Genomic DNA, 23,217 nt, shown 5'->3' with positions numbered 1-23,217 from the left:
GGGGTGGGTTCTCGCGAGATTGTCCCCCCAAATTTCCGCGCCTGCCTGACTGATAAGATTTGGCCATGATCGGAAGAATCTCAGGCCAGCTGGCCGAAAAAAATCCACCGGAAGTCCTGGTGGACTGCAACGGCGTCGGCTATGAGGTACTGGTGCCTATGAGCACTTTCTACAACCTGCCGGGGCTGGGTGAAAAAGTCAGCCTGCTGACCCATTTTGTGGTGCGCGAGGACGCGCAAATCCTCTACGGTTTTGGCAGCGCCACCGAGCGCGCCGCGTTTCGCCAGCTCATCAAGATTTCGGGCGTCGGCCCGCGCACCGCGCTCAGCGTGCTCAGCGGCATGAGCGTCGAGGAGCTCGCCCAGGCCGTGACCCACCAGGAGGCCGGCCGCATCATCAAGGTGCCCGGCATCGGCAAGAAAACCGCCGAACGGCTGCTGCTTGAACTCAAGGGCAAGCTGGGCGCCGACATCGGCGTGCAGGTCAGTGTCAGCAGCGACAGCCAGTCCGACATCCTGCAGGCGCTGGTGGCGCTGGGCTACAGTGACCGTGACGCCGCGCTCGCGCTCAAGGCCCTGCCCAAGGATATCGGCGTCAGCGATGGCATCAAGCTGGCGTTGAAGGCGCTGGCGAAATGAAAATGAGCGACCGTGGGGGCTCTCTTCTACCCAAGCAGGGGCCGCGGAACCGGCTTTGCCGGGCCGCAGGCGCAGCGGTCCCCTCGGGGGGCAGCGCAGTACACGCAGTGACAAGCGTGGGGGCCTTATGACCATTCAGACCGACGACTTTTCCGCAGCCGACCTGCCGCCCGCCAAACGCGTGATGTCGGCCGCGCCCGCTTCGCCCCATGAGGAAGCGATCGAGCGCGCGCTGCGGCCCAAGCTGTTTGACGAGTACGTCGGCCAGGCCAAGGTGCGCGAACAACTCGAGATTTTCATTGGCGCGGCCAAGAAACGCAGCGAGGCGCTGGACCATGTGCTGCTGTTCGGCCCGCCGGGCCTGGGCAAGACCACGCTGTCCCACATCATTGCGCATGAGCTGGGCGTCAATCTGCGCCAGACCTCGGGCCCGGTGCTCGAAAAACCCAAGGACCTGGCGGCGCTGCTGACCAACCTGGAAAAGAACGACGTTCTCTTCATCGACGAAATTCATCGCCTGAGCCCGGTGGTCGAGGAAATCCTCTACCCGGCGCTGGAGGACTACCAGATTGACATCATGATCGGTGAAGGTCCGGCGGCGCGCAGCATCAAGCTCGATCTGCAGCCCTTCACGCTGGTGGGCGCCACCACGCGCGCCGGCATGCTGACCAATCCGTTGCGCGACCGTTTTGGCATCGTCGCGCGGCTGGAGTTTTATACCCCCGAAGAGCTGGCGCGCATTGTCAAGCGCAGCGCCAAGTTGCTCAATGCCCCCCTGGACGAGGAGGGCGGTTTTGAGATTGCACGCCGCTCACGTGGCACGCCGCGCATTGCCAACCGCCTGCTGCGCCGCGTGCGCGACTATGCTGACGTCAAGGGCACGGGCCAGATCACGCTGGACATTGCCAACAAGGCCCTGGCTATGCTCGATGTGGACCCGCAGGGTTTTGATGTGATGGACCGCAAGCTGCTCGAAGCCGTGATCCACCGCTTTGACGGTGGCCCGGTGGGGCTGGACAATATTGCCGCCAGCATTGGCGAAGAGCGCGATACGATTGAAGATGTGATCGAGCCCTACCTGATTCAGCAGGGCTACCTGCAGCGCACGCCGCGCGGCCGCATTGCCACGCTGGCCGCCTACCGCCACCTCGGCGTGGCGCCCCCGGTGAGCGGCAACGACATGTTTACCTGACGGCGCTGCACGGGCGGCTGGCGCGCGTTTCGGCGCGCGGGTTCCCGTTCGCTGATGGCCTGTAGCGGTTTGTTGCGGGCTGCAAATCCCGCTGCATCAAGCGCGGGACGGTCAGGTATCAGGTCAGCGCGCCCCGCGCATCCACCCGGAATATGCGCTGCACAATGCCCCGGCGCAGGCCACCGCCCACCGCAATCATCACATCGTGCAGGTTGACGGTCGGGTCGCAGTGGCCGGGAATCAGCCACAGGATGTGGCCCAGCCCCGGCAGGCGCGAGCCGCCCGCGGCGGGCCGCAAGATGCCATGCTCATCACCGCCGTTGAAATATTCCAGCGCATCCTCGCCATCCAGGGTATGCACCAGCGGCAGGCCGGAATCGATGGCGTGACTCTTGTGGCCGGCGTCGCACACGGCATGGCCGCTGCGGGTGCTGATGACCTGGGTCTTGACAAACAGGGCGTGCTCGAACTGCGGCTGCGCCGGGTCGCGCTCGTTTTTCGCATAGTCGACATCCATGAACAGGAAGGAGCTCGCCTGCAATTCGCCATAAACGCCGCTGGCTGCCTCCAGCACAAAGCTGCCGGTGCCGCCGCCGGTGACCAAGCCGACGGCGATGCCCTGGGCTTCGATCAGTTCGCGCGTGCGCTGCACGGCGGCTGCGGCTTGGGCAATCGCGTCGCGCCGCTCCTGCGCGCTGCGAATATGCTGGGCCTTGCCATGGTAGGCCTGCAGGCCGGCAAAGCGCAGGGCCGGGTGTTTGCGGATCTCCAGCGCCAGCGTCACCGCGGCGGCTCCGGGCTCCACACCACAGCGGCCCTGGCCGACGTCGATTTCGACGAACACGTCAATGATGGTGCTCACGCCGCTGCCGGCCCTGGTCTCGTTCATGGCCTGCGCCAGCCGGTTCACGCCCTGGGTGCTGTCCACCGCAATGGCCAGCTTGCCGCCATGCGGCGCGACCTTCTGCGTCAGTGCCGCCACCCGCGCCAGCTTGGCAGGCGCAATGACTTCGTTGCTGATGTAGACGTCGTACACCCCGCCGGCCACCATGGCCTCGGCCTCGGCGGTCTTCTGCACACATACGCCCACCGCGCCGGCCTTGATCTGCAGTTTGGCGAGCGCCGCGCTCTTGTGCATCTTGGCATGGGGGCGCCAGCGGATGCTGTGCTTTCTCGCAAATTCGGCCATGCGGCCCAGGTTGCGCTTCATCGCATCCAGGTCAATGACGAGGGCGGGTGTATCAACCTCGGTGACGGGCTTGCCTATCAGGTCGGACAAACGGGAAGACGATGTGCTCATGGTGTGCGGGGATTCACTCATTGGGTGTTGGCGGCGCCGGGAGCGGGGGCGGCGTCGTCGGTAAATCGGTTGTCATGGGATGCGTCACCGTTCAGGTGCCGGGTATCGGCCCAGCCCACCAGCGTGAAGCCCTCGGGCGTCCAGAGCAGGCGGTTGATGGCGGTGTTGTCCAGCGCCCAGGTGCGGGGGGCCTGGATGTCCTGCCGGGTGGCTGCGCGGTAGAGGATGTCCATCACGCCGCCGTGACCGACCAGCGCGATCAGCTCGCCCGGGTGTTCCGCGGCGAGCCGCTCTGCGGTGCCCACCACGCGGCGGCGCAAGTCCAGCAGCGATTCGCCGCCAGGCGGGGCGAATTCAGGGTCTCGTTTGCGCCAGCGCAGGGACTGCTCGGGCAGCAGCACCTCGATTTCGGCAAAGGTTTTGCCCTCGAACTCGCCAAAGCAGCGTTCGCGCAGCCCGCGCTCCCTGATCACCTCCACACCCACGGCATGCCCCAGGTAGCCGGCGGTTTCCCGGGCCCGGCTGAGGTCGCTGGCATAGATCGCGGTGATCGGTTCGTCCACCAGCGCCTGGGCCATTCGCCTGGCCTGGCCGTGCCCGGTGTCATTGAGCGGAATGTCAAGGTGGCCCTGAATGCGCGCGTCCACATTCCAGGTGGTTTCACCATGGCGAATGGCAATGATGCGGGTAGCTTCAGTCATTGGGCGGGATTCCTTGGCGGGTGCCCTTCGACAGGCTCAGGGCGAACGGAATGCCACAAGCGTGGGGCTTCAATCCAGACCAAGCCGGGGCCGCGGGACTGGCTTTGCCAGACCGCAGGCGCAGCGGCCCCCTCGGGGGGCAGAGAGCTACACGCAGTGAGTGAACGTGGGGGCCTCATTTATTTGGGGATTTCAACATTAATGCGGCGTCTGCCCGGCGCCGGTTCGGGAAAGCCGCGCAGTGCGGCGTCCAGCATGGCGGGCAGTACGCTGAGGGAGTCACTCCAGACGCCATCGTGCAGTGCCCGGGTTTCAAAGACCGCCTGCTGGGTCGTCAGGTCGCGCATCAACACGACCAGTTCGCGCTTGAAATAAGGGGGCTCCGGAAAACGCATCGGAAATGACAGGCCCACCGATGCGCCACGGTTGCCGCCAGCCATAAAGACCCCCGGGGTCGCAAAGCCGAAACCGTCATAACCCACACCGTCATACAGCCCGCGGTCCACGACCTGGGTGTTGAGCACCACCTGCACGCTGTAGCGCGCCGCAGCCGGGTTCAGTTCCATGCCCACCCGGGACAGGGCCGTGCGCGCCATCGCCTCAACATGGTCCTGCTGCGCCCCGACGGCCTGCTGCGAGGGCAGGCGTTCAAACCGGTACGCGGTGCCGGGACGGGGTGGCGCGGCGTTCCATTTTGAAAAAGCCGTGACGTCGCTATCGACCAGGCGCGTGGTCGAGCAGCCCACCGTGAGGAGGGCGAGAAATGCGACTGAAATGATAGCTAAAAATACTCGTCTCATAGTCTTATAAGGACATCAAGTGATCAGGTGCAAACGGATTGTGCTGAAGACTTTCATGCCTACAGCGACGTGACGTCGATCACGGACAGGCCGGGGCGCAGGGGCTCGCTGAATTCTTCGGCATCAAAAGCCTTGTCCCCCTCGGCATCGGCAACACCGGTGGTACGGATGTTTTTGAAGTCATGGCGCTTGCTGTCCATCAGGTGGGAGGGCACGATGTTCTGCAACGCGGAAAACATGTTCTCCAGCCGCCCCGGGTGCTTTTTCTCCCACTCGCGCAGCATGTTGCCGACCTGCTTGCGCTGCAGGTTTTCCTGGCTGCCGCACAGCGTGCAGGGAATGATGGGGAAGTCACGCACCTGGGCCCAGCGCGTCAGGTCTTTTTCAGGCACATAGGCCATGGGCCGGATCACAATGTTCTTGCCGTCATCGCTGACCAGCTTGGGCGGCATGCCCTTGAGCTTGGCTGCAAAAAACATGTTCAGGAAAAAAGTCTGCAGCATGTCGTCGCGGTGATGGCCCAGCGCGATCTTGGTCGCGCCGAGTTCGCCCGCCACACGGTACAAAATGCCCCGCCGCAGGCGTGAGCACAGCGAGCACAGTGTTTTGCCTTCCGGAATCACGCGCTTGACGATGCTGTAGGTATCCTGGTTTTCAATGTGAAACGGCACACCGAGCTTGCCCAGATAGTCAGGCAGTACATGCTCGGGAAAACCGGGCTGCTTCTGGTCCAGGTTGACGGCGATCAGCTCGAACCTGATGGGCGCGCGTTTTTGCAGTTTCAGCAGGATATCGAGCATGGCGTAGCTGTCCTTGCCGCCGGAGACGCACACCATGACCTTGTCGCCCTCTTCAATCATGTTGAAGTCGACAATTGCGCGGCCGACTTCGCGGCACAGGCGCTTTTCAAGCTTGTGGTCCTCGCGCTCGATTTTCATGCTGTTCTGCACGCGCGCGGAACTCTCTTCGCGCTCGTGCCGTTCAACAGCCTCGTCCCACACGGCGTTCATGTCGTTGGCTCCCATGTCGTTCACCACTGTCCCGTCTCGATGCGAATCGCCACTTCGCAGTCGTCAAAAATTTCAAGTTTGGCAATCTTCACCCGCACCCCCAGCACGCCGGGCAGCAGCATCAGCCGGTGCGCCAGCTTGCCGATCAGGCTTTCCAGCAGGTTCACATGCTCGGCCGTGCACTCGTTGATGATGATCTGGCGCACCTTGCGGTAGTCCAGCACATGCATGATGTCGTCGTCGCTGGGCAGCAGCGGCTGCGTGCCCAGGCTCAGTTCGGCATCAACCTGGATCGGTTGCGGTGCGGTTTTTTCGTGATCCAGAATGCCCAGGTTGGCGTCAAAACGCAAACCGGTGAGCGTCAGGATCTGGGTGCCTAGGGTGTTGTACATGGGGGGGGCAGTCTGAGTGATTGGGGCCGGGGTGTGCAGGCGGTTTTGCAGCGTTTGCGTTCACATCAACGAGAAATCGCGCTCGAATTTCATCAGGTGCTGGCCGCCGTCCACCAGCAGGGTGGTGCCTGTCATGGAACTGTTTTCCAGCGCGAACTTCACCGCGGCGGCCACGTCGGCCGGCGTGGAGGAGCGGCCCAGCGGCGCGAGCTTGTGCCGCGCCTCGAATTGCTCGTCGCTCAGCAGGTGGCTGGTCAGGGTGAGGCCGGGCGCCACACCGACCACGCGCACCTGTGGCGCCAGGGCCAGCGCCAGCATGGTGCCGGCCGCTTCCAGCGCTGCCTTGGACAGGGTGTAGCTGAAGAAATCGGGGTTCTGGTTCCACAGCTTCTGGTCCAGCAGGTTGACGACGGCGCCAGTGGCGTTGCGGGCACTCACATGCGCGTGCAGCGCCTGGGCCAGCAGGATGGCCGCGCCGGTATTGCTGTGCAGGTGCTTGTCCAGGGCGGCAAAGCCAAAGCTGGCGGCGCTGTCCTGCTCAAAGGTCGAGGCGTTGTTGACCACCGCGTCAACGCGGCCGAAATGCGCGGCAACGTGGGGCAGCAGGGCGCGAACGCCGGCTTCCTGCTCCAGGTCACACTGAAAAGCGGCGGCAGCCCCCGACAAACGGGTGCAATCAGCGACCGTTTTCAGGGCATCTTCTTCAGAGCCGCGGTAATGCACCGCCACCTGCCAGCCGCCGGCCGCCAGCGCCAGCGCGATCTCGCGGCCCAGCCGCTTGGCGGCGCCGGTCACGAGAACAACGGGGAGGGAGGGGGTTGCGGTCATCAGGCTGGAGGTTGGGTTTTTGGGGTAGGGGCTGCTGCGGGGCCAGGGCGGTATCGCCGACAATCATGGGCGTGACAAACAACAGCCACCCCCCCATTTTAACGACCGGGCTGCAGGCCCACATTGCCAAGGCTATTGGCGATGCTGGCGGCTGGATCGGCTTCGACCAGTTCATGGCGCTGGCGCTCTACACACCTGGCCTAGGCTACTACGCCAATGATTCCCGCAAATTCGGCCTGATGCCCGGCGGCACCAGCGGCGGTGGCAGCGATTTTGTGACGGCGCCCGAGCTCACGCCGCGTTTTGGCCAGGCGTTGGCGCGCCAGCTGGCGCAGGCCCTGCAGGCCACCGGCACCTCGGAAATCTGGGAGTTCGGCGCGGGCTCCGGCGCTCTGGCGCAGCAGCTTCTGGACGCGCTGGGGCCGCTGGTGGAGCGCTACACCATCGTGGACCTGTCCGGCAGCCTGCAGGCGCGCCAGCGTGAACGGCTGGCGGCGCACGGCAGCAAGGTGCAGTGGGCGACCGAGCTGCCGCCGCAGATGCGCGGCGTGGTGGTGGGCAATGAGGTGCTGGATGCCATGCCGGTGAAGCTGCTGTCACGGCTGAACGCCGCCTGGCATGAGCGCGGCGTGGTCATGGCCCCCACGCTTGTCGCTTCGCGTACTTCGCTGCCCCCCGAAGGGGGCCGTGTTTCCCTAGGGGCGGCCCGTCGGGAAACGCACGAAGAACGCTTCACCTGGGCCGACCAGCGCACTGAGTTGCGGCCACCGCTGGAAGTGGCCGGCAGCCATGATTACCTCACCGAAATTCACCCGCAGGCCGAAGGTTTTATCCGCACGCTGGCCGACCGGCTGGAAGCGGGCGCGGTGTTCCTGCTGGACTATGGCTTTCCCGAGCATGAGTATTACCATCCGCAGCGCAGCATGGGCACCGTGATGTGCCATCGCGGCCACCTGGCGGACACCGATGCGCTGCTGGATGTGGGCAGCAAGGACATCACCGCCCATGTCAACTTCACCGGCATCGCACTGGCCGGGCAGGACGCCGGCCTGCAGGTGCTGGGCTACACCAGCCAGGGCCGTTTCCTGCTCAACTGCGGGCTGCTGGAGGGCATGGAAGGCGGCGTTGACAGTACCAACCTCGCCGAGCGCGCCATGGTGCAGAAGCTGATTGCCGAGCACGAGATGGGCGAGCTGTTCAAGGTCATCGCATTCTCAAAAGGTGCGCCGTGGGAACCCATGGGTTTTTCCGCTGGTGACCGTACGCATACCCTATAGCCCGTCCCGGGGGGCTGCCGGTGGTTACAGGGCTTGTTACAGGGCTTTTGCCGCTCCCTCCCCTTCCGGGGGAGGGTTGGGGTGGGGGCCAGCGACGACCAGATAAGCACGGTGGCTCGACGCCCACGTCGTGAGCCCCCATCCCGGCCTTCCCCCAGCGGGGGAAGGAGATGGTCGTCACTGCACGCGGTGTGCTCACTGAACCGTATTACCCCTAAACTAGCAACATGATCCGCTGGTTCATCGTCATCTTTCTTGCACTGGTTTTCATCAGCTGGTTCAGCCCGCTGCTGCAAAAACTGGGCTTTGGCAAGCTGCCCGGCGACCTGCGCTTTCGCCTGTTTGGGCGGGAATGGTTTATCCCGCTGACCACCACGATCCTGCTGAGCTTTGTCGCCAGCCTGATTGCCCAGTTGATCTGAGGAATGTGAGAGGCCTGCCATGAAAGCCTGCGTGGATCTGGGAGGCACCAAGGTAGCGATCAGCCTGACGGCCGGTTTGACCGAACCCCACGCGGTGCCGCAGCCCTCGTCGCTGTCGGCCCGCCGCTCCGAGCCCACCGCCAAGACCGGCACGCCGGACGCCGTCGCACGGCAGATCCTGCGGATGCTGGGCGAGGCCTGCGCGCAAGCCGGCATCGGCGAGCGTGACATCACGGATGTGGGCGTGTCGTCCTGCGGCCCGTTTGTGATGAAGGCGGGCATGATTGAGCTCGCGGCACCCAACATCTGCGGCGGCCTGGCGGGGCCGGCGCGCGGCCTGCCCAACGACTGGAGCAGTGCCTTGCTGGAGGCGCCGTTGCGCGAGAAGTTTCGCGGCACCTCCACCACGCTGCGCATTGAAAACGATGGCATAGGCGCGCTGGAAGCCGAGCGCCGCTGGGGTGCGCTGCAAGGCATGGGCAACTGCGCCTATGTCACCTGGAGCACCGGCATTGGCTGCGGCCTGTGTGTCGACGGCCGCGTCCTGCGCGGCAAGCACGGCAATGCCGGCCATGCCGGGCACATGTTTGTCAGCGACAACGACGATGCGCTGTGCGGCTGCGGCAACATCGGCGATCTCGAAGGACTGGTGGCCGGCAATGCCATCGCCAGGCGTTTCTCCTCGGGAGGCGCCGCGGATGCGGCCAGCATTTTGGCCAAGGCGCGCTCGGGTGACGCTGCCGCCGTTGCGATGGTGGATGAGTTGTGCCGGGTCATGGGACGTGCGCTGTACAACCTCATCATCACGCTGGACCTGGAGCGCATCAGCTTGGGCGGCAGCGTGTTCTGGCATCACCGCGACTACCTGCTGCCGCGCCTGCAGGCGCAGATTGCCGGCAAACTGCCGGCACTGACCAGCGGATGCACGCTGGTGCCTGCCGGCCTGGGTGAGCGGGTCGGCGATTTCGGGGCTCTGGCGCTGGTCAGTTAGCCCACCGCACTCCATCGGGGCCGGCTTGACGGCCTTGGGGCTCGACTCAAAATCACCCCAGGTATCCGCCTTCAAGGAATGGGCGCGTTGCCCCGGCCCATATCGACGCCTGCCGCCTTGAAAAGCCATTCACGGAAAAGCCTGACCTTTTCCATGTGCTGCTCATTCACCCGGCAGGACACAAAGTGGGTTTCTTCCGCAATGGGACAAAAAATGTCCCTTCCCAGTTCGACCAGTTCGCCGCGGGAGATTTCGCGCTCGGCAAGACGGACGCTTTCCAGGGCGACGCCCATGGCGTCGACGGCGGCCGAAATGGAGAGCGCGGCGCGGTCGAACGACGGCCGGGGCCGCGCAGGCAGCGTGAGCCCGTTGCGCGCAAACCAGCCAGGCCAGGTGATGGCGCTGAGCTGGGAGTCGATCAGGACCAGGTCACCGATTTGCTGGCTGATGGGACGCGTGCCATCCACCAGTTGCGGTGCACACAGGGGAACGATGCGCTCGCGCCCCAGGGCGATGGAGAGCACGCCCGCCCGTTCCTGCACACGCCCGTAGGCAATCGCGACGTCGATTTCCCGCATGCGGGTGAGGTCGACAGGTTCTGCGCCCGAGGTCAGCCGGATGGTGATGTCGGCATGGGCCTGCATGAATTCGGGCAGGCGGGGCCCCAGCCATTTGGCGGCAAAGCTGGGTGCGCAATGCAGCGCCAGCACCTGCGCGCGCGGTGCCAGCGCCACCTCGTCGCAGGCCGCCTCGATGACATCAAACACCCGCGAAAGACTGTCAAGCAGCCGCCGCCCCTCCGGCACCAGTTCGACGCGACGGTTGCGCCGGATGAAAAGGGGTCGGCCGAAATAGTCCTCCAGTTCTCGCACCTGGTGGCTGATCGCCGACTGGGTCAGGTGCAATTCACGCGCGGCAAGCGTAAAGCTTTCCAGCCTGGCCGCAGCCTCAAACGCCCGCAGCAGGACGAAATTCGGGGCGCGCCTCATACTGCTCCTTGATTCATGAATGAAGTTCATCTTTTCATGAACACCTATCGTTTGTCAATGTCTGAAAAGAGCGCGAACATGGCTTCACCAGAAAGACGGGTGCGCGGTATGCAGCGGAGTCCTCATGGCCTTGGTTCGATGTGAAACCGCAAGACGCCTTCCCATGAGATTGATACAGAGACCAAAGACCTTAAGACCCAAACCCGAACCCAAAAGGAGCAAGAAATGTCTGCAGTGCTTGAAGCGCGCATTTCCATCTACCAACCGGAGCAGGCTGGCCTGATTTATCCGGCAACCCCCTGGTTTTCAAATGCCGCCGAGGAGCGCCGGCACTTGAAAGAGCGGCTTGTCGCCGCGTGCCGTGCATTTGCCGTGCAGGGTTTCGATTACGGTTTTGCCGGGCACTTGACCGTACGCGATCCGGAGAACCCCGGCTTGTACTGGACCAATCCCATGGCCGTGCATTTTTCCCAGGTCAAGGTGTCCAATCTGATTTTGGCCGATCACAGCGGCAAGGTCGTCGAGGGCCGCCACGCGATCAATCGCGCCGGCTTTGTCCTGCATTCAGCCGTGCATGAGGCGCATCCGGATATCGTCGCGATGTGCCACGCGCACACCGTCTATGGAACCGCTTTTGCCTCACTGGGCAAAAAGCTGGAGCCGATCAGCCAGGATGCGGCAGCCTTCTTTGAAGATCATGTGGTCATTGGCGATGAGGCGGGCCAGGTTGCCGTGGAGGTCAAGGCAGGGCACAAGGTGGCCCAGGCCTTCAAGGGTGTCAAGGCGGCCATTCACCAGAACCACGGGCTGCTCACGGCCAGCCGCCACAGCATCGAGGCGGCCGCCTTCTGGTTCATCGCGCTGGAACGCTGCTGCAAGCAACAACTGATGATCGACGCTGCCGGCATTGCACCGCGCCTGGTGACCCCTGAGCGCGCCCGCTACAGCCGTGAACATGTGGGCAGCGAATACATCGGCTGGCTGCATTTCCAGCCGATCTGGGATCACCTGGTCAAAACGCAGCCGGACATGTTTGACTGATGACCGGTTGAATCCGGGCCCAAGGCAAAAGCGTGAAGGTGCGCTCGCTGGAAGATCCGGGCATGTCCGGCGCCCAGTCAAGCATGATTGAAGGCTGCGGCTTTTTTGGGGGCGTGAGCCGCTTGAAAAAAACTGGTCGTCCGCTATGCCGGAAACTACCTCCTCGCGATGGCCGCCTGATTCGACACCAGAATATTGCTTTTGTTTAGCGCCTGGCCGCCTTGCACGGCGACGGCCCAGTCAGCGGTGGAGCCGACAGCGGCAAAGCGCGTGTGAAACACCACGCTGAAGATGCGGTGGATTTCTTCCGCGCTGGCCTGGCCGGCTTCGTTGGCATAAGGGATGGAGCCGCTCGCGTCGTGCAAAAACTCCACGTGCAGGCCCCGGTGCGTGGCCTCGAAAATCGTGGACGCGTCGCAGTTGTGCGTCATGTAGCCGACGACCGTGAGGGTATCGATGCTGTTTTTCTCCAGCCAGCCGTCAAAGTCGGTGCCGGTATAGACGTTGGGCCAGGCTTTCTCGATGAAGTGGTCGCGCGGGCGGCTCGCAACGGTTTCATGCAACGCCCACTGGGCCGAACCTTTGGCAAACAGCGGCGCGGTGGCGGACTCGCTGTGTTGCACCACCACGACAGGGATACCTGCCGCACGGGCCGCATCCATCGCGCGACCAATATTGGGCAGCGTCTGCTCCACCGGCGGGTATTCAATCAGCAGGCCGCCGGTGAAATACTCCATCTGGACATCGATGACGACAAGGGCGCGGCGTGGAGATTTTGCATCAGTGCTGGACATGGTGTGTTTTCCTTCAAAAGTTGAAACAGGTGGTTGATGGAGGTGATTGTTGGGCTGGCGGTGTTTTGGTGAAAGTGGCCCAAATGTCAATAGTCGATAGAATCGGGCCATGTCATCCAAAGCGCCCAAAAAGACATTCGGCAAAGCCCCGGGCAAGGCCAGAGCCGGCAGCGCGGCCAGCCCGGCAGTCGGCTCCGTAGTCGGGATCCGCACTGTTGCGGTGGTTGCCTTTGACGGCATCAGTCCCTTTCACCTGTCCGTGCCGTGCATGGTGTTCGGCAACGATTTTTCGGGTACCGACCTGCCGCGGTTCAAGCTGCTGGTGTGCGCCGACAAGCCGGGCATGCTGCAAACCACAGCCGGCTTCACCATTGCCGTACAACACGGCCTGGGCGTGCTGGCCAAAGCCGATACCGTGGTGGTGCCGTCATGGCGCGACCCCATGGAGCGCCCGCCCGAGGCTTTGCTAAGGGCCCTGCAGGCGGCGCACCGGCGCGGCGCGCGCGTCGTCGGCTTATGCCTGGGTGCTTTTGTCCTGGCCGAGGCCGGCCTGCTGGACGGCCGGCCCGCCGCCACGCACTGGGCCCTGGCGTCCGCTTTCGCCGAGCGTTACCCGCAGGTGCAGCTCCAGCCGGATGTGCTGTATGTGGACGACGGCGACGTGCTCACGTCTGCGGGCACCGCAGCCGCCATTGACTGCTGCCTGCATCTGCTGCGCCGCGAGCACGGTGCGGAGGTGGCCAATCGCGTGGCGCGCCGCATGGTGGTGGCGCCGCAGCGGCAGGGCGGGCAGGCCCAGTACGTCGAGCGGCCCGTGCCTGCCACCAGCACCGGCCACCGGCTTTCAGTCATTCTGGCCTGGGTGCAGGAAAACCTGAACCAGCCGCACAGCCTCGATGCGCTGGCCGATCGGGCCTTCATGAGCCGGCGCACCTTCACGCGGCATTTCCGGCAGATCACCGGCACCACGGTGGGCCGGTGGCTCACCGGCCAGCGGCTGGCGCTGGCGCAGCGGCAACTGGAGGCCACCGACCGCTCGATGGACCAGATTGCCATCGATGCCGGCTTTGGCTCCGTGGTGTCCCTACGGCAGCACTTCGCGACGACGCTGGGCACCTCGCCCTCCACCTACCGGCGTGAGTTTCGGGGCAGGTAGCGGTTCTTTTGGGAAATGGCTGTGGACCTGCCGGCTATAAAAACAGTAGCAATTGCAGCTTGTGCCGCAGAAGGCACTTGCTCGCCGGTTCAGGCCGGCGGCGGGGCGGCCTCGGCTGAGGCCTGACGGCGGCGATCGCGGAAGGCCTGCAGCTCACCCACCACGCCCTTGCGGAAGGCCAGCACGCAGAGCACGAAGATCACGCCAATGATGACCGTGACCCAGGAGCCGACCTTGTCGGCCAGCAGGTTTTGCAGCGAGATCACGATGCCCGCGCCAAAGACGGGGCCAAAGAAGGTGCCCACGCCACCCAGCAGGGTCATCAGGATCACCTCGCCGGAAGTGGACCAATGTACATCCGACAAGGTGGCAAAACCCATGACCAGGGTCTTGAGCGAGCCCGCCAGCCCGGCCAGCGCGGCCGACAGCACAAAGGCCAGCAGCTTGTAGCGGTCAACCTGGTAGCCCAGAGAGATGGCGCGCGCTTCGTTCTCGCGGATCATCTTGAGCACCTGGCCAAACGGCGAGTGCACGATGCGCGAGATCCCCAAAAAGCACAGCACGAAGACCGCGACCACAAAGTAGTACATGGTGGTGTCGGATTCGAGCGAGAGCAGGCCCAGCAGGCGGCCGCGCGGCACGCCCTGCAAGCCGTCTTCGCCGCCGGTAAACGGTGCTTGCAGGCAGACAAAAAACACCATCTGCGCAATCGCCAGCGTGATCATGGCGAAGTAAATGCCCTGGCGCCGGATGGCGACCGCGCCGACGACCAGGCCAATCAGCCCGGCGGCCACGGTGCCGGCAAGAATGCCCAGTTCAGGCGTCCAGCTTTGCGACTTAATGAACCAGCCGGTGACATAGGCGGCCGAGCCAAAAAATGCGGCGTGTCCGAAGGACAACAAGCCGGTAAAGCCCAGCAGCAGGTTAAAGGCGCAGGCAAACAGGGCAAAGCACAGCAGCTTCATGACAAACACCGGGTACAAGCCGATGGCGGGTGCCAGCAGCGCCAGCGCCAGCAATGCCAGGTAGGTGATACGGGTGAATTTTGCGGCTTGAGTCATGAGAGGCTTGGTCACAGGGACAGTCACAGAAGCATTGGCAGAGGCGGTTGGGGTCATGGCTCAGGTTTCCTTGCCAAACAGGCCCGCCGGCCTGACCATCAGCACGATGACCATGACGATAAACACCACGATGTTGGACGCTTCGGGGTAAAACACCCGGGTCATGCCTTCGATCAGGCCCAGGCCCAGGCCGGTAATGACGGAGCCCAGGATGGAGCCCATGCCTCCGATCACCACCACGGCAAACACCACGATGATGAGGTTCGAACCCATCAGCGGGTTAACCTGGATGATGGGGGCGGCCAGCACGCCGGCCAGCGCCGCCAGCGCCGCGCCGGCGCCATAGGTCAGCATGACCATCATGGGCACATTGATGCCGAAAGCCTGCACCAGCGCGGCGTTCTCAGTGCCGGCGCGCAGGTAGGCACCCAGCCGTGTTTTCTCGATGATGAACCAGGTGCCCAGGCAAACCACCAGTGACACCAGCACCACCCACGCCCGGTAATTCGGCAGCACCATGAATCCGAGATTGGTGGCGCCGGACAGCAGTTCCGGTACGTTGTAATTCTGTCCCGACACGCCATACAGCTCGCGGAAAATGCCTTCCGCGATCAGCGCCAGGCCAAAGGTCAGCAGCAGCCCGTAGAGCGGGTCGAGCTTGTACAGGTGCTTGAGAAAGAGGCGCTCAATCACCACGCCGAGCGCGCCCACGATGAGCGGCGCCAGTACCAGCGCATACCAGTAATTGATGCCGAGTTTGTCGAGCATGATCCAGGCCGCAAAGGCGCCCAGCATGTAGAGCGCCCCGTGGGCGAAGTTCACAATGCCCAGCAGGCCAAAGATGACGGCCAGCCCGAGGCTGAGCAGGGCGTAAAACGCGCCATTGACCAGGCCCAGCAGCAGCTGGCCCAGGAACGCTTGATGGGGAATACCGAAAATTTCCATGGAGGCCCGTCAGTTCACGCCTTGAGCATACAAAAAAGTAAGTGACCGATCGCTTGCGCGGCCGGCCACTGGTCCAACCAACTTACTTCTTGACCAGCGCGCACTTGGATTCGGCCGCCGTGGTGAAGGCCTGCTCGCCCGGCACCTTGGCGATGGTTTTGTAATAGTCCCAGGGTGTCGTGGAATCCTTGGCCGACTTGACCTCGAACAGGTACATATCGTGAATCATCCGGCCGTCCGCGCGGATCTGGCCCTTGCTGTAGAAGTCATCAAACTTCATGCTTTTCAGCGCGCCCATCACCTTGTCGGAGTCGGTGGTGCCGGCGGTTTGCACGGCCTTGAGGTAGTTGGCGGCGGCCGAGTAATCGGCTGCCTGCAGGCTGGACGGCATGCGCTTGTACTTGTCAAAGAAGCGCTTGGCAAACTTGCGCGAGGCGTCGTCCTGGTTCCAGTACCAGCTGTCGGCCAGCTGCAGGCCTTCGGTGTTGGCCAGGCCCAGGCTGTGCACGTCGTTGATAAACACCAGCAGGCCGGCCACCTTCATGGACTTGGTGATGCCGAACTCCTTGGCTGCCTTCATCGCATTGGTGAAGTCGCCCCCCGCATTGGCCAGGCCCAGGATCTGTGCCTTGGACGTTTGCGCCTGCAGCAGGAAAGAGGAGAAATCGGACGCATTGAGCGGATGGCGCACCGTGCCGGCCACGGTGCCGCCGTTGGCCTTGACGACAGTCGCCGCGTCGCCTTCGAGCGAGTGGCCGAACGCGTAGTCAGCGGTCAGGAAGAACCAGTTCTTGGCGCCAGCCTTGACCAGCGCCGAGCCGGCCACCTTGGCCAGCGACACCGTGTCATAGGCATAGTGCACGGTGTACGGTGAGCAGTCTTCATTGGTCAGGCGGGCGGAGCCGGCCCCGATCACGATGAAAGGGCGCTTCTTTTCAGTGGCCACCTTGGACATGGCGAGCGCCGTGCCGGAGTTGGTGCCGCCCATCAGCATCGACAGGCCATCCTTGTCAATCCATTCACGCGCTTTGGAACTGGCGACGTCAGCCTTGTTCTGGTGGTCGGCCGTCAGCACTTCAATCGGGCGGCCCAACACCTTGCCGCCGAAGTCCTGTGCCGCCCACTTGACCATTTCACCGCCGGCCGGGCCGTCGATGTCCGCATAGAGGCTGGACATGTCGGTGATGAAGCCGATTTTTACCGGTCCCGTGTTTTGCGCGGAAGCGGCGGCTCCCAGGCCGATGGCCATGGCGGCGATAAGAGTCTTGAGTTTCATGAGAGTCTCCTTCTTGAGGTGGTGAGATTGGAACCGGGTAAGCAAAAAAACGGGTCAAGCAGGGGGCTGGCGGCGAACCGCCTACACCCCCAAATACTCCTGCAGCATGCCCATGTTTTGCGACAACTCGGCCTGGGAAAACTGCTTGACGATACGGCCATGCTCCATGACGTAGAAACGGTCAGCCAGTGGCGCGGCAAAGCGGAAGTTCTGCTCGACCAGCACGATGGTGTAGCCCTTGGCTTTGAGCGTCAGGATCATTTCGGCTAGCTTTTGCACGATGACGGGTGCCAGGCCCTCGGAGATTTCATCGAGCAGCAACAGCCGCGCACCGGTGCGCAAAATGCGGGCGACGGCCAGCATTTGCTGCTCGCCGCCCGACAGGCGTGTGCCGGGGCTGCCTGCACGTTCCTTCAGATTGGGAAACATGGCATAGATTTCGGCAACGCTCATGCCACCGGGGGCAATATTGGGCGGCAGCATCAGGTTTTCTTCGGCCGACAGGCTGGCGAAAATACCGCGCTCTTCAGGGCAGTAGCCAATGCCCAGCCGGGCCACCTTGTGGGGCGCCAGCTTGATCGCCTCTTCGCCGTTGATCCTGATCGAGCCCTTGCGGGCGCCGGTCATGCCGACAATGGCCCGCATGGTGGTGGTGCGGCCGGCACCATTGCGGCCCAGAAGCGTCACCACCTCGCCTTCATTCACGGTCAGGTTCACACCATGCAGGATGTGCGACTCGCCGTACCAGGCGTGCAGGTCTTCTATGCGCAGGAGTTCTTTGCTCATCAATGCGCTCCCTGCAATTCGGTGTTCGCTGTTCCCATATAGGCCTCGATCACCAGCGGGTTGGCCGAAACCTCGGCGTAGGGGCCGTCGGCAATGATGGCGCCGCGCTGCAGCACCGTGATGCGGTCGGCAATCGACGACACCACATTCATGTTGTGCTCGACCATCAAAATGGTGCGGCCGGCGGAAACCTTTTTGATCAGCTGCGTGACGCGGTCCACGTCTTCATGGCCCATGCCCTGGGTAGGCTCGTCCAGCAGCATCAGCTCGGGTTCGAGCGCCAGGGTGGTGGCCAGTTCCAGCGCACGCTTGCGGCCGTAGGGCAGGTTCACGGTCAGCTCATCGGCAAAACCGCCCAGATCGACTTCGGCCAGCAACTCACGGGCACGCTCGTGCAGGTGGAACAGGGTGCTCTCGGCTTTCCAGAAATGAAACGAGGTGCCGAGGTTGCGCTGCAGCGCTGCGCGCACGTTTTCCAGCACCGTCATGTGGGGAAACACGGCCGAAATCTGGAAGGAACGCACAATGCCGCGCCGCGCAGTTTGCGCCGGCTGCTCGTGCGTGATGTCGGTGCCGTTGTAGGTGATGGTGCCCGAGGTGGGGTGCAGGAATTTGGTGAGCAGGTTGAAAAAGGTGGTCTTGCCGGCGCCGTTGGGTCCGATCAGCGCGTGAATATGCCCGCGCTGGACTTTGAGGTCCACCTGGTTGACGGCAACGAATCCCTTGAATTCCTTGGTCAACCCTCGCGTTTCAAGAATGAACTCCACTGACAAATTGCTCTCCGGCAGATGATGGGGTGAACTCATGGAGTCGGTGTGGCCGACCAGGTGGGCACAAACCGTGGTCCGATGAAAGACAGTTGGTCATACTAGCTATCCGGTTCCGGTGGCGATACCGGGTAAGACCCTTAGGTAGTTTTGCGTGATGGGCAACCCGAGTTTCGCTGCCGGCGAAGGCGAGTGAATCTGTCCGGAGAGACGGTGCGTCACGCAAATTTCTCCAGTGACCCGCCGGCCGTCCAGAGCCAGACGCCTTCACCTGCCATCACCTGCCGGGGCTGGCCGCTTTCAGATCCAGACGCGGGCAAAGGTGTCATGGGCGGCATCGTGCTCAAAACCTTGAACCGGAAGCGGCCCGGGTCCGGTGGGCAGGACCGCTTGATGCTGTTAACGCTGGTTCAATCCAGGGCCGTGACGAATCATGAAGCAGAAGGGTTACTGTTCCCGGAACCGGCCGGGCAAGCCCTCCGGCCGGGGGCCGGGTGCGTTGGCCGCGTCCGCCTCACGCGCCTGTTTCCGTTGCTGGGCCTTGCGCTGTTCCTGCTGCTGCTGTTGCTGTTGCTGCAGTTCGTGGGCCTGGCGTTGCTGCGCCTGCGCCTGTGCTTGCGCTGCTTGTGCTGCTTGTGCCCGCTGCGCCTGCTCGCGCAGGGCGCGTTGCCCCTGCAACTCTTCGTTTTGCCGGCGCTGCTGGTCCTGCTGGCGGATCAGCTCCCGTTGTTGCCGCTCCTGCTCGCGCTGGAGTTGCTGTTGTGCCCGCTGCGCCTGTTCGACGGCGCTGCGTTCTGCTGCTGCGGCCCGTTCACGCTGGGCGCGTTGAATCAGCGATTCTTCGTTTTGCCGGCGCTGCGCCTCCTGTTGCTGCGCCGCTTCGTGCTGCTTGCGCTCCTGCTCACGTTGCAGTTGCTGCTGCTCGCGCTGGAGTTGCTGTTGTGCCCGCTGCGCCTGTTCGACGGCGCCGCGTTCCGCTGCTGCGGCCCGTTCACGCTGGGCGCGCTGAATCAGCGACTCTTCGTTTTGCCGGCGCTGCGCCTCCTGTTGCTGCGCCGCTTCGCGCTGCTGGCGTTCCTGCTCACGTTGCAGTTGTTGTTGCTGCTGCTCGCGCCGCGCGCGTTGCTCCGTGTCGATGGCATTACGTTCTGCCGCGGTCCGTGCGTCCGGGCTGGCAGCGGGCATGCCGCCCTGCTGCCGTTCCCGCTGGGCGCGCTGAATCAGTGACTCTTCGCCCGGCCGGCGCTGCGCATCCTGTGGTCGTGTGGCTTCTTGCTGCTGGCGCTCCTGCTCACGTTGCAGTTGTTGCTGCTCGCGCCGGGCGCGTTGTTCCGTGTCGGCGGCACTGCGGTCCTGCAAGGCGGGGGGGATGATCTGCCCCGGTCGTGCTGGCGGCTGCGCGCCGATCAACCCCTGGGTTGCCGGTGCGGCCGGCAAGGCAGGCTGTGCCCTGCCGTCACGGCGCTCCTCGCGGCGTTCGTCCCGACCGCGTACCACGGGCTGCGTGACCACCGGCGCGGGCGGCAGCGCAGCCGCTGCGGCAAGCCGGGGCCGCTGCACGTCGGGGCGCTGGGGTATTGCGCTGCGGTCGACCACCACCGGCGCCCGGTTCAGCTCGGCCAGGTTCAGCGCAAGGTTGCCGCGCACGGGCCGGCCGCGGGAAAAGTCATCCGCGCTCACCACCGTGACGGCCGCAGGTTGGCGCTGATAGCGGTAGACGTTGGTCACGTTGACCGTGGTGTTGACCACGATGTTCTGGTTCACCTGCGTCACGTAGCGCGGGCTCACCCGGTAAATCGGCCGGAAGGCCTCGCCCGGGGCCAGCGGAAACCAGCCCAGAGCGGGCCGCGGCGCGCCGCCCGAACCGATCGAGATGCTCCAGTTCACACCGCCGCTGCTGCCGCCCACAAAGACGACCAGTGCGGGTGCGTACACCGGTCGCGCTGTCAGCCGGCCCGGCACCCAGGCCCAGCGCTGACCGATCAGCGCCCAGCGGCCATAGTGACACGGTGCAAATCCCCAGGGGGCGTCGTCAATCCAGGTCCAGCCCCAGGGCGCTATCCAGCTCCAGTAGCCCATGCGGTACGGCGCCCAGTGCACCGGCACGGCGCGGGGCAGCCAGACAGCACCGTAGGTCGGGTCCTGGCTCCAGTCGCCATACAGGTCGAGCTGCTGGTAGCCGGTGACTTCGCGGGGCACATAGCGCGCCGATACCGACTGGTCCTCAAGCCGGTCACGTTCCAGAGCCCAGAGGTCAAAGCTGTCGAGCACGGTGGAGCCCGGCGCCCCGGGCGTCAGCTGCGTGCCGGTGAAGCTGGCCTGCTGCTGGCTGGCCAGCGTGACAGGCAGGCCGCTGTCGCCGTAGACGGTGCCGCCGCCGGACTGCACCACCACGCGTGTGGTGTCGGTGGCCAGGTTGGCGTCCAGCCGGTAGTCGCCCGGCTGCGAAATCACGAATGCCAGATTGGGTGTGTTGATCTCCAGGCGCTGGCCCTCAAACAGGGTGCGCACGCGCAGCCGCAGGGTGCCTTGGGCCAGGCGTAACTGGACCACGTCGTCGTCCAGCACCAGGAAGTCCAGGCTGGTCTGCTCGCTCATGCGTACGGCCGTCGAACCGATATGCAGTTCGGCGCGCGCACGCGAGCCCGTCCACAAGCGGTCACCACGGGTCAGGGGGCGGTTCAGCATGGCGGGCGTCCAGGCGCTGGCGTCCTGGGAAGCGGCGATGTCGGCCGGCGAAAAACTCACGGCCCCCTCCATCAGGTTGAGCCGGGCCACGCGGCCGGGGGGGTCGATGTATGAGCCGGGCGCCTGCGCCCAGGCTGTGGCCTGCAGCACGGCCAGCAGTCCCGCGGCAACAAGCGCCGGAAAGCTCCGGCAAGCGCGCGAAAACTGGAAACAAAAGCCGGATAAAAAAGCCGGTAGTCGTAGTGTCGGTTGCGGTAATGGTGTCACGTTGCACACTCTCTTCCTGTCGATATGGCCCCTATGGGGGAAACCCGGCCGTGACATGCGATACCCGGTACTGCCGCTCAAGGGGCCTGGATAGTCCTGAATGCACGACCCTCACCCTCATAACGCGCCAGATATAAGTTCGACAGCTAAGGGCCGGTAAAGATTGCACCATTTATGTGCCGCCCTGAAACAGGATGTAATACTGCCGACAAAAGAGCGGGAGTGGGGAGTGGGGAGTGGGGAGTGGGGAGTGGGGAGTAGGGAGTAGGGAGTAGGGAGTAGGGAGTGGGGCGACCACACCCACTCGGTATGCCACTCGGTATGAGACGATTGCGTGATGCAGAATTTCTGGCCCTCCAGCGGCTTTGACCACCTCCAGCGCAACGAACGTGGCTGGCTCCAGCCCACGGACGATTACCTGCGGCTTTTTCTGGCCCGGCCCGAACTGGCGCCCGTGCCCGAGTCGTGCCAGGCTGAACTGGCGCTGCACGCCGCACTGGTGGAAGCACCGGGACAGCCCGTGACGCCTGCGGCACTGCAGGCCCTGCAGGACGCCGATGCCCGCGAAAGCTATGGGCTGTTTCTGCGCTTTCGCGACGGCTTGCTGGCTGCCGGCACGCTGGAGGCCTACTACCTGAGCCTGTTTCCCCGCGACGGCACGGGCCAGATCAACATACCGCCGCTTTTCATCGACTTGCTGACCCAGGCCATCACGCGCAACCTCCTTGACGACGCCACCGATGCCTACGAAGTGCGCGCCGGCGAGATGCTGTTTCGCAGCCAGCGCATCAGCACGGAGGGCGGGCAGGTGCTGAGCGGCGACCGTGAAACGCTGGACATGCTCAACGAGACGGGCGGCCTCGGCGATATCGGGCGCTTTCTCGCGGAAGCGAAGGCGCCGCTACGCGATGTCGAGGTGCGCGTGCTCAGTGATGACAATGCGCCCGACTATTGGCAGCAGGGGGATCGCTACGCTTATCTGCTCGACCTGACCCACGAAGTCAGCAACGACCTGAGCCACGGCCTGGTACTGACGATGACCCGGGCCCGCTCGGGCCTGAAGGCGCTGGCGAGCGTGCTGCAAAAATGGGTGCGGCATTTTCTGGGGGTAGACGTCACCATCACACCCGTGCAAAAGGTGGACGACGAAGCCTGGCGCTGGCATGTGGGGCTGGATGCGGAGGCGACGGCCTTGCTCAACGACCTGTATGAAGGCCGGGACGTGGCCCCCGACCGCCTGCAGCGCCTGGTGAGCCTGTTCCGGCTGGAGTTCGCGGACCCGCGCGAGATGCGCGCCGATGTGGCGGGCAAGCCGGTTTACCTGGGGCTCATGATGAGCGCCGATGGCGTGCTCAGGTTGAAGCCGCAGAACCTGTTGGTGAACCTCCCGCTGCCCGCGGCTTCGTGAGCACAAAGCGCCTCTGCCTCTGCCTCAGTCGCTGTTCTCAACTTCCACCACCAGAACCCGGGCGGCACCTACAGGCGCCGCCACATGCGCAGTGCCCGCGCTGGCGAAGAAAATGTCACCGGTCTCCAGCATGACCGAGCACTGGCCGCCGATATCGCGGTAACGCATTTCGACCCGGCCATCCAGCACGGCGAAGACCTCTTCGCCTTCGTTGACGTGCCACTTGTAGGGCTGGTCGGTCCAGTGCAGCCGGGTGGTGATGCCGTTCATGTTGGCGATCGTCATGGCGCCCCAGGCGCGGTCTGCAGTGAAATCCTTGCTGCGGATGATCTTCATATTCGTGTGTCTCCATCGTTATCGTGATGATTGCGGCGGGTTGCGGGTTATGCATTGAAAGCCCTCGCAATACTAGGGCGGGGCGCGGATGAAGCCATGATTTCTTCGGGCTCTATTGATTCCATGAACGCATTAATCAATGCGGCGTGTGC

General features: G+C 63.9%; 23 protein-coding genes. 8 read left to right on the top strand and 15 right to left on the bottom strand.

Going from position 1 to position 23,217, the window contains the following annotated elements:
• Positions 1 to 65: 65 nt before the first annotated feature.
• Positions 66 to 638 (top strand): Holliday junction branch migration protein RuvA, encoded by a 573-nt coding sequence (gene ruvA, locus AC1DS5_RS20530; protein ID WP_011484977.1) that lies wholly within the window; start codon positions 66 to 68, stop codon positions 636 to 638.
• Between the two features lie 127 nt (positions 639 to 765).
• The gene (gene ruvB / locus AC1DS5_RS20525) at positions 766 to 1,830 is read left to right on the top strand and encodes a Holliday junction branch migration DNA helicase RuvB (RefSeq protein ID WP_477720105.1); all 1,065 of its coding nucleotides are present in this window, start codon (positions 766 to 768) and stop codon (positions 1,828 to 1,830) included.
• A gap of 118 nt (positions 1,831 to 1,948) precedes the next feature.
• On the opposite strand, the gene AC1DS5_RS20520 is transcribed toward ruvB, so the two are convergent.
• The 6 genes from AC1DS5_RS20520 to AC1DS5_RS20495 form a co-directional block, all read right to left on the bottom strand.
• The gene (locus AC1DS5_RS20520; protein WP_477720104.1) at positions 1,949 to 3,130 is read right to left on the bottom strand and encodes a DSD1 family PLP-dependent enzyme; all 1,182 of its coding nucleotides are present in this window, start codon (positions 3,128 to 3,130) and stop codon (positions 1,949 to 1,951) included.
• 17 nt (positions 3,131 to 3,147) lie between these two features.
• The gene (locus AC1DS5_RS20515; RefSeq protein ID WP_477720103.1) at positions 3,148 to 3,831 is read right to left on the bottom strand and encodes a histidine phosphatase family protein; all 684 of its coding nucleotides are present in this window, start codon (positions 3,829 to 3,831) and stop codon (positions 3,148 to 3,150) included.
• A 179-nt stretch (positions 3,832 to 4,010) separates the two neighbouring features.
• Positions 4,011 to 4,631, bottom strand: a complete 621-nt coding sequence (locus AC1DS5_RS20510) for a DUF4136 domain-containing protein (RefSeq protein WP_477720102.1) — start codon at positions 4,629 to 4,631, stop codon at positions 4,011 to 4,013.
• A 59-nt stretch (positions 4,632 to 4,690) separates the two neighbouring features.
• The gene (gene ttcA, locus AC1DS5_RS20505; RefSeq protein WP_477720164.1) at positions 4,691 to 5,641 is read right to left on the bottom strand and encodes a tRNA 2-thiocytidine(32) synthetase TtcA; all 951 of its coding nucleotides are present in this window, start codon (positions 5,639 to 5,641) and stop codon (positions 4,691 to 4,693) included.
• Positions 5,642 to 5,661: 20 nt separating this feature from the next.
• Positions 5,662 to 6,033, bottom strand: a complete 372-nt coding sequence (locus AC1DS5_RS20500) for a dihydroneopterin aldolase (RefSeq protein WP_477720101.1) — start codon at positions 6,031 to 6,033, stop codon at positions 5,662 to 5,664.
• Between the two features lie 60 nt (positions 6,034 to 6,093).
• On the bottom strand, positions 6,094 to 6,861 hold the full coding sequence (locus AC1DS5_RS20495; protein WP_477720100.1) for an SDR family oxidoreductase: 768 nt from the start codon (positions 6,859 to 6,861) through the stop codon (positions 6,094 to 6,096).
• A 65-nt stretch (positions 6,862 to 6,926) separates the two neighbouring features.
• On the opposite strand from AC1DS5_RS20495, the gene AC1DS5_RS20490 reads away from it, so the two are divergent.
• From AC1DS5_RS20490 to AC1DS5_RS20480, 3 genes are all read left to right on the top strand, one after another.
• The gene (locus AC1DS5_RS20490; RefSeq protein ID WP_477720099.1) at positions 6,927 to 8,138 is read left to right on the top strand and encodes a class I SAM-dependent methyltransferase; all 1,212 of its coding nucleotides are present in this window, start codon (positions 6,927 to 6,929) and stop codon (positions 8,136 to 8,138) included.
• A gap of 227 nt (positions 8,139 to 8,365) precedes the next feature.
• Positions 8,366 to 8,560, top strand: a complete 195-nt coding sequence (locus AC1DS5_RS20485) for a DUF2905 domain-containing protein (protein ID WP_011484968.1) — start codon at positions 8,366 to 8,368, stop codon at positions 8,558 to 8,560.
• Between the two features lie 19 nt (positions 8,561 to 8,579).
• Positions 8,580 to 9,551, top strand: coding sequence for an ROK family protein (locus AC1DS5_RS20480; protein ID WP_477720098.1), 972 nt, complete (start codon positions 8,580 to 8,582; stop codon positions 9,549 to 9,551).
• 71 nt (positions 9,552 to 9,622) lie between these two features.
• On the opposite strand, the gene AC1DS5_RS20475 is transcribed toward AC1DS5_RS20480, so the two are convergent.
• Positions 9,623 to 10,540, bottom strand: coding sequence for a LysR substrate-binding domain-containing protein (locus AC1DS5_RS20475; protein ID WP_477720097.1), 918 nt, complete (start codon positions 10,538 to 10,540; stop codon positions 9,623 to 9,625).
• A 225-nt stretch (positions 10,541 to 10,765) separates the two neighbouring features.
• On the opposite strand from AC1DS5_RS20475, the gene AC1DS5_RS20470 reads away from it, so the two are divergent.
• Positions 10,766 to 11,581 carry a class II aldolase/adducin family protein gene (locus tag AC1DS5_RS20470; protein ID WP_477720096.1) on the top strand — a complete coding sequence of 272 codons (816 nt, stop codon included), beginning with the start codon at positions 10,766 to 10,768 and terminating at the stop codon, positions 11,579 to 11,581.
• Positions 11,582 to 11,736: 155 nt separating this feature from the next.
• On the opposite strand, the gene AC1DS5_RS20465 is transcribed toward AC1DS5_RS20470, so the two are convergent.
• Positions 11,737 to 12,375, bottom strand: a complete 639-nt coding sequence (locus tag AC1DS5_RS20465; RefSeq protein ID WP_477720095.1) for a cysteine hydrolase family protein — start codon at positions 12,373 to 12,375, stop codon at positions 11,737 to 11,739.
• A 109-nt stretch (positions 12,376 to 12,484) separates the two neighbouring features.
• On the opposite strand from AC1DS5_RS20465, the gene AC1DS5_RS20460 reads away from it, so the two are divergent.
• Positions 12,485 to 13,531, top strand: coding sequence for a GlxA family transcriptional regulator (locus AC1DS5_RS20460; RefSeq protein ID WP_477720094.1), 1,047 nt, complete (start codon positions 12,485 to 12,487; stop codon positions 13,529 to 13,531).
• A gap of 89 nt (positions 13,532 to 13,620) precedes the next feature.
• Here the strand turns inward: AC1DS5_RS20460 and AC1DS5_RS20455 are convergent, their stop codons facing one another.
• From AC1DS5_RS20455 to AC1DS5_RS20430, 6 genes are all read right to left on the bottom strand, one after another.
• Complete coding sequence (locus AC1DS5_RS20455; RefSeq protein WP_477720093.1) at positions 13,621 to 14,592, bottom strand: branched-chain amino acid ABC transporter permease; 972 nt, start codon at positions 14,590 to 14,592, stop codon at positions 13,621 to 13,623.
• A gap of 60 nt (positions 14,593 to 14,652) precedes the next feature.
• Entirely contained in the window at positions 14,653 to 15,537 is an 885-nt protein-coding gene (locus AC1DS5_RS20450; RefSeq protein ID WP_477720092.1) for a branched-chain amino acid ABC transporter permease, read from the bottom strand.
• 82 nt (positions 15,538 to 15,619) lie between these two features.
• The gene (locus AC1DS5_RS20445) at positions 15,620 to 16,813 is read right to left on the bottom strand and encodes an ABC transporter substrate-binding protein (protein WP_477720091.1); all 1,194 of its coding nucleotides are present in this window, start codon (positions 16,811 to 16,813) and stop codon (positions 15,620 to 15,622) included.
• 81 nt (positions 16,814 to 16,894) lie between these two features.
• Positions 16,895 to 17,599, bottom strand: a complete 705-nt coding sequence (locus AC1DS5_RS20440) for an ABC transporter ATP-binding protein (protein ID WP_477720090.1) — start codon at positions 17,597 to 17,599, stop codon at positions 16,895 to 16,897.
• Positions 17,599 to 18,405, bottom strand: a complete 807-nt coding sequence (locus tag AC1DS5_RS20435) for an ABC transporter ATP-binding protein (RefSeq protein WP_477720089.1) — start codon at positions 18,403 to 18,405, stop codon at positions 17,599 to 17,601. The genes AC1DS5_RS20440 and AC1DS5_RS20435 overlap by 1 nt, the downstream gene beginning before the upstream one ends.
• A gap of 408 nt (positions 18,406 to 18,813) precedes the next feature.
• Positions 18,814 to 21,204, bottom strand: coding sequence for a DUF6600 domain-containing protein (locus AC1DS5_RS20430; RefSeq protein ID WP_477720088.1), 2,391 nt, complete (start codon positions 21,202 to 21,204; stop codon positions 18,814 to 18,816).
• Between the two features lie 454 nt (positions 21,205 to 21,658).
• Here AC1DS5_RS20430 and AC1DS5_RS20425 point away from each other — a divergent pair, with 454 nt between their 5' ends.
• Positions 21,659 to 22,729 carry a DUF6352 family protein gene (locus AC1DS5_RS20425; protein ID WP_477720087.1) on the top strand — a complete coding sequence of 357 codons (1,071 nt, stop codon included), beginning with the start codon at positions 21,659 to 21,661 and terminating at the stop codon, positions 22,727 to 22,729.
• A gap of 24 nt (positions 22,730 to 22,753) precedes the next feature.
• On the opposite strand, the gene AC1DS5_RS20420 is transcribed toward AC1DS5_RS20425, so the two are convergent.
• Positions 22,754 to 23,065 carry a cupin domain-containing protein gene (locus AC1DS5_RS20420; protein WP_477720086.1) on the bottom strand — a complete coding sequence of 104 codons (312 nt, stop codon included), beginning with the start codon at positions 23,063 to 23,065 and terminating at the stop codon, positions 22,754 to 22,756.
• Positions 23,066 to 23,217 lie beyond the last annotated feature (152 nt).

The organism is Polaromonas sp. P4_H1 (assembly GCF_056400945.1).
This window is presented reverse-complemented; position numbering and strand designations above follow the sequence as displayed.

Coding starts and splice junctions, on each gene's coding strand:
- AC1DS5_RS20420 (WP_477720086.1), bottom strand. CDS start 23,065: ATGAAGATCATCCGCAGCAAGGATTTCACTGCAGACCGCGCCTGGGGC.
- ruvA (WP_011484977.1), top strand. CDS start 66: ATGATCGGAAGAATCTCAGGCCAGCTGGCCGAAAAAAATCCACCGGAA.
- AC1DS5_RS20465 (WP_477720095.1), bottom strand. CDS start 12,375: ATGTCCAGCACTGATGCAAAATCTCCACGCCGCGCCCTTGTCGTCATC.
- AC1DS5_RS20455 (WP_477720093.1), bottom strand. CDS start 14,592: ATGACTCAAGCCGCAAAATTCACCCGTATCACCTACCTGGCATTGCTG.
- AC1DS5_RS20510 (WP_477720102.1), bottom strand. CDS start 4,631: ATGAGACGAGTATTTTTAGCTATCATTTCAGTCGCATTTCTCGCCCTC.
- AC1DS5_RS20440 (WP_477720090.1), bottom strand. CDS start 17,599: ATGAGCAAAGAACTCCTGCGCATAGAAGACCTGCACGCCTGGTACGGC.
- AC1DS5_RS20500 (WP_477720101.1), bottom strand. CDS start 6,033: ATGTACAACACCCTAGGCACCCAGATCCTGACGCTCACCGGTTTGCGT.
- AC1DS5_RS20450 (WP_477720092.1), bottom strand. CDS start 15,537: ATGGAAATTTTCGGTATTCCCCATCAAGCGTTCCTGGGCCAGCTGCTG.
- AC1DS5_RS20470 (WP_477720096.1), top strand. CDS start 10,766: ATGTCTGCAGTGCTTGAAGCGCGCATTTCCATCTACCAACCGGAGCAG.
- AC1DS5_RS20425 (WP_477720087.1), top strand. CDS start 21,659: ATGCAGAATTTCTGGCCCTCCAGCGGCTTTGACCACCTCCAGCGCAAC.
- AC1DS5_RS20445 (WP_477720091.1), bottom strand. CDS start 16,813: ATGAAACTCAAGACTCTTATCGCCGCCATGGCCATCGGCCTGGGAGCC.
- AC1DS5_RS20460 (WP_477720094.1), top strand. CDS start 12,485: ATGTCATCCAAAGCGCCCAAAAAGACATTCGGCAAAGCCCCGGGCAAG.
- AC1DS5_RS20515 (WP_477720103.1), bottom strand. CDS start 3,831: ATGACTGAAGCTACCCGCATCATTGCCATTCGCCATGGTGAAACCACC.
- AC1DS5_RS20480 (WP_477720098.1), top strand. CDS start 8,580: ATGAAAGCCTGCGTGGATCTGGGAGGCACCAAGGTAGCGATCAGCCTG.
- AC1DS5_RS20520 (WP_477720104.1), bottom strand. CDS start 3,130: ATGAGCACATCGTCTTCCCGTTTGTCCGACCTGATAGGCAAGCCCGTC.
- ruvB (WP_477720105.1), top strand. CDS start 766: ATGACCATTCAGACCGACGACTTTTCCGCAGCCGACCTGCCGCCCGCC.
- AC1DS5_RS20485 (WP_011484968.1), top strand. CDS start 8,366: ATGATCCGCTGGTTCATCGTCATCTTTCTTGCACTGGTTTTCATCAGC.
- AC1DS5_RS20475 (WP_477720097.1), bottom strand. CDS start 10,540: ATGAGGCGCGCCCCGAATTTCGTCCTGCTGCGGGCGTTTGAGGCTGCG.
- ttcA (WP_477720164.1), bottom strand. CDS start 5,641: ATGAACGCCGTGTGGGACGAGGCTGTTGAACGGCACGAGCGCGAAGAG.
- AC1DS5_RS20490 (WP_477720099.1), top strand. CDS start 6,927: ATGGGCGTGACAAACAACAGCCACCCCCCCATTTTAACGACCGGGCTG.
- AC1DS5_RS20495 (WP_477720100.1), bottom strand. CDS start 6,861: ATGACCGCAACCCCCTCCCTCCCCGTTGTTCTCGTGACCGGCGCCGCC.
- AC1DS5_RS20435 (WP_477720089.1), bottom strand. CDS start 18,405: ATGAGTTCACCCCATCATCTGCCGGAGAGCAATTTGTCAGTGGAGTTC.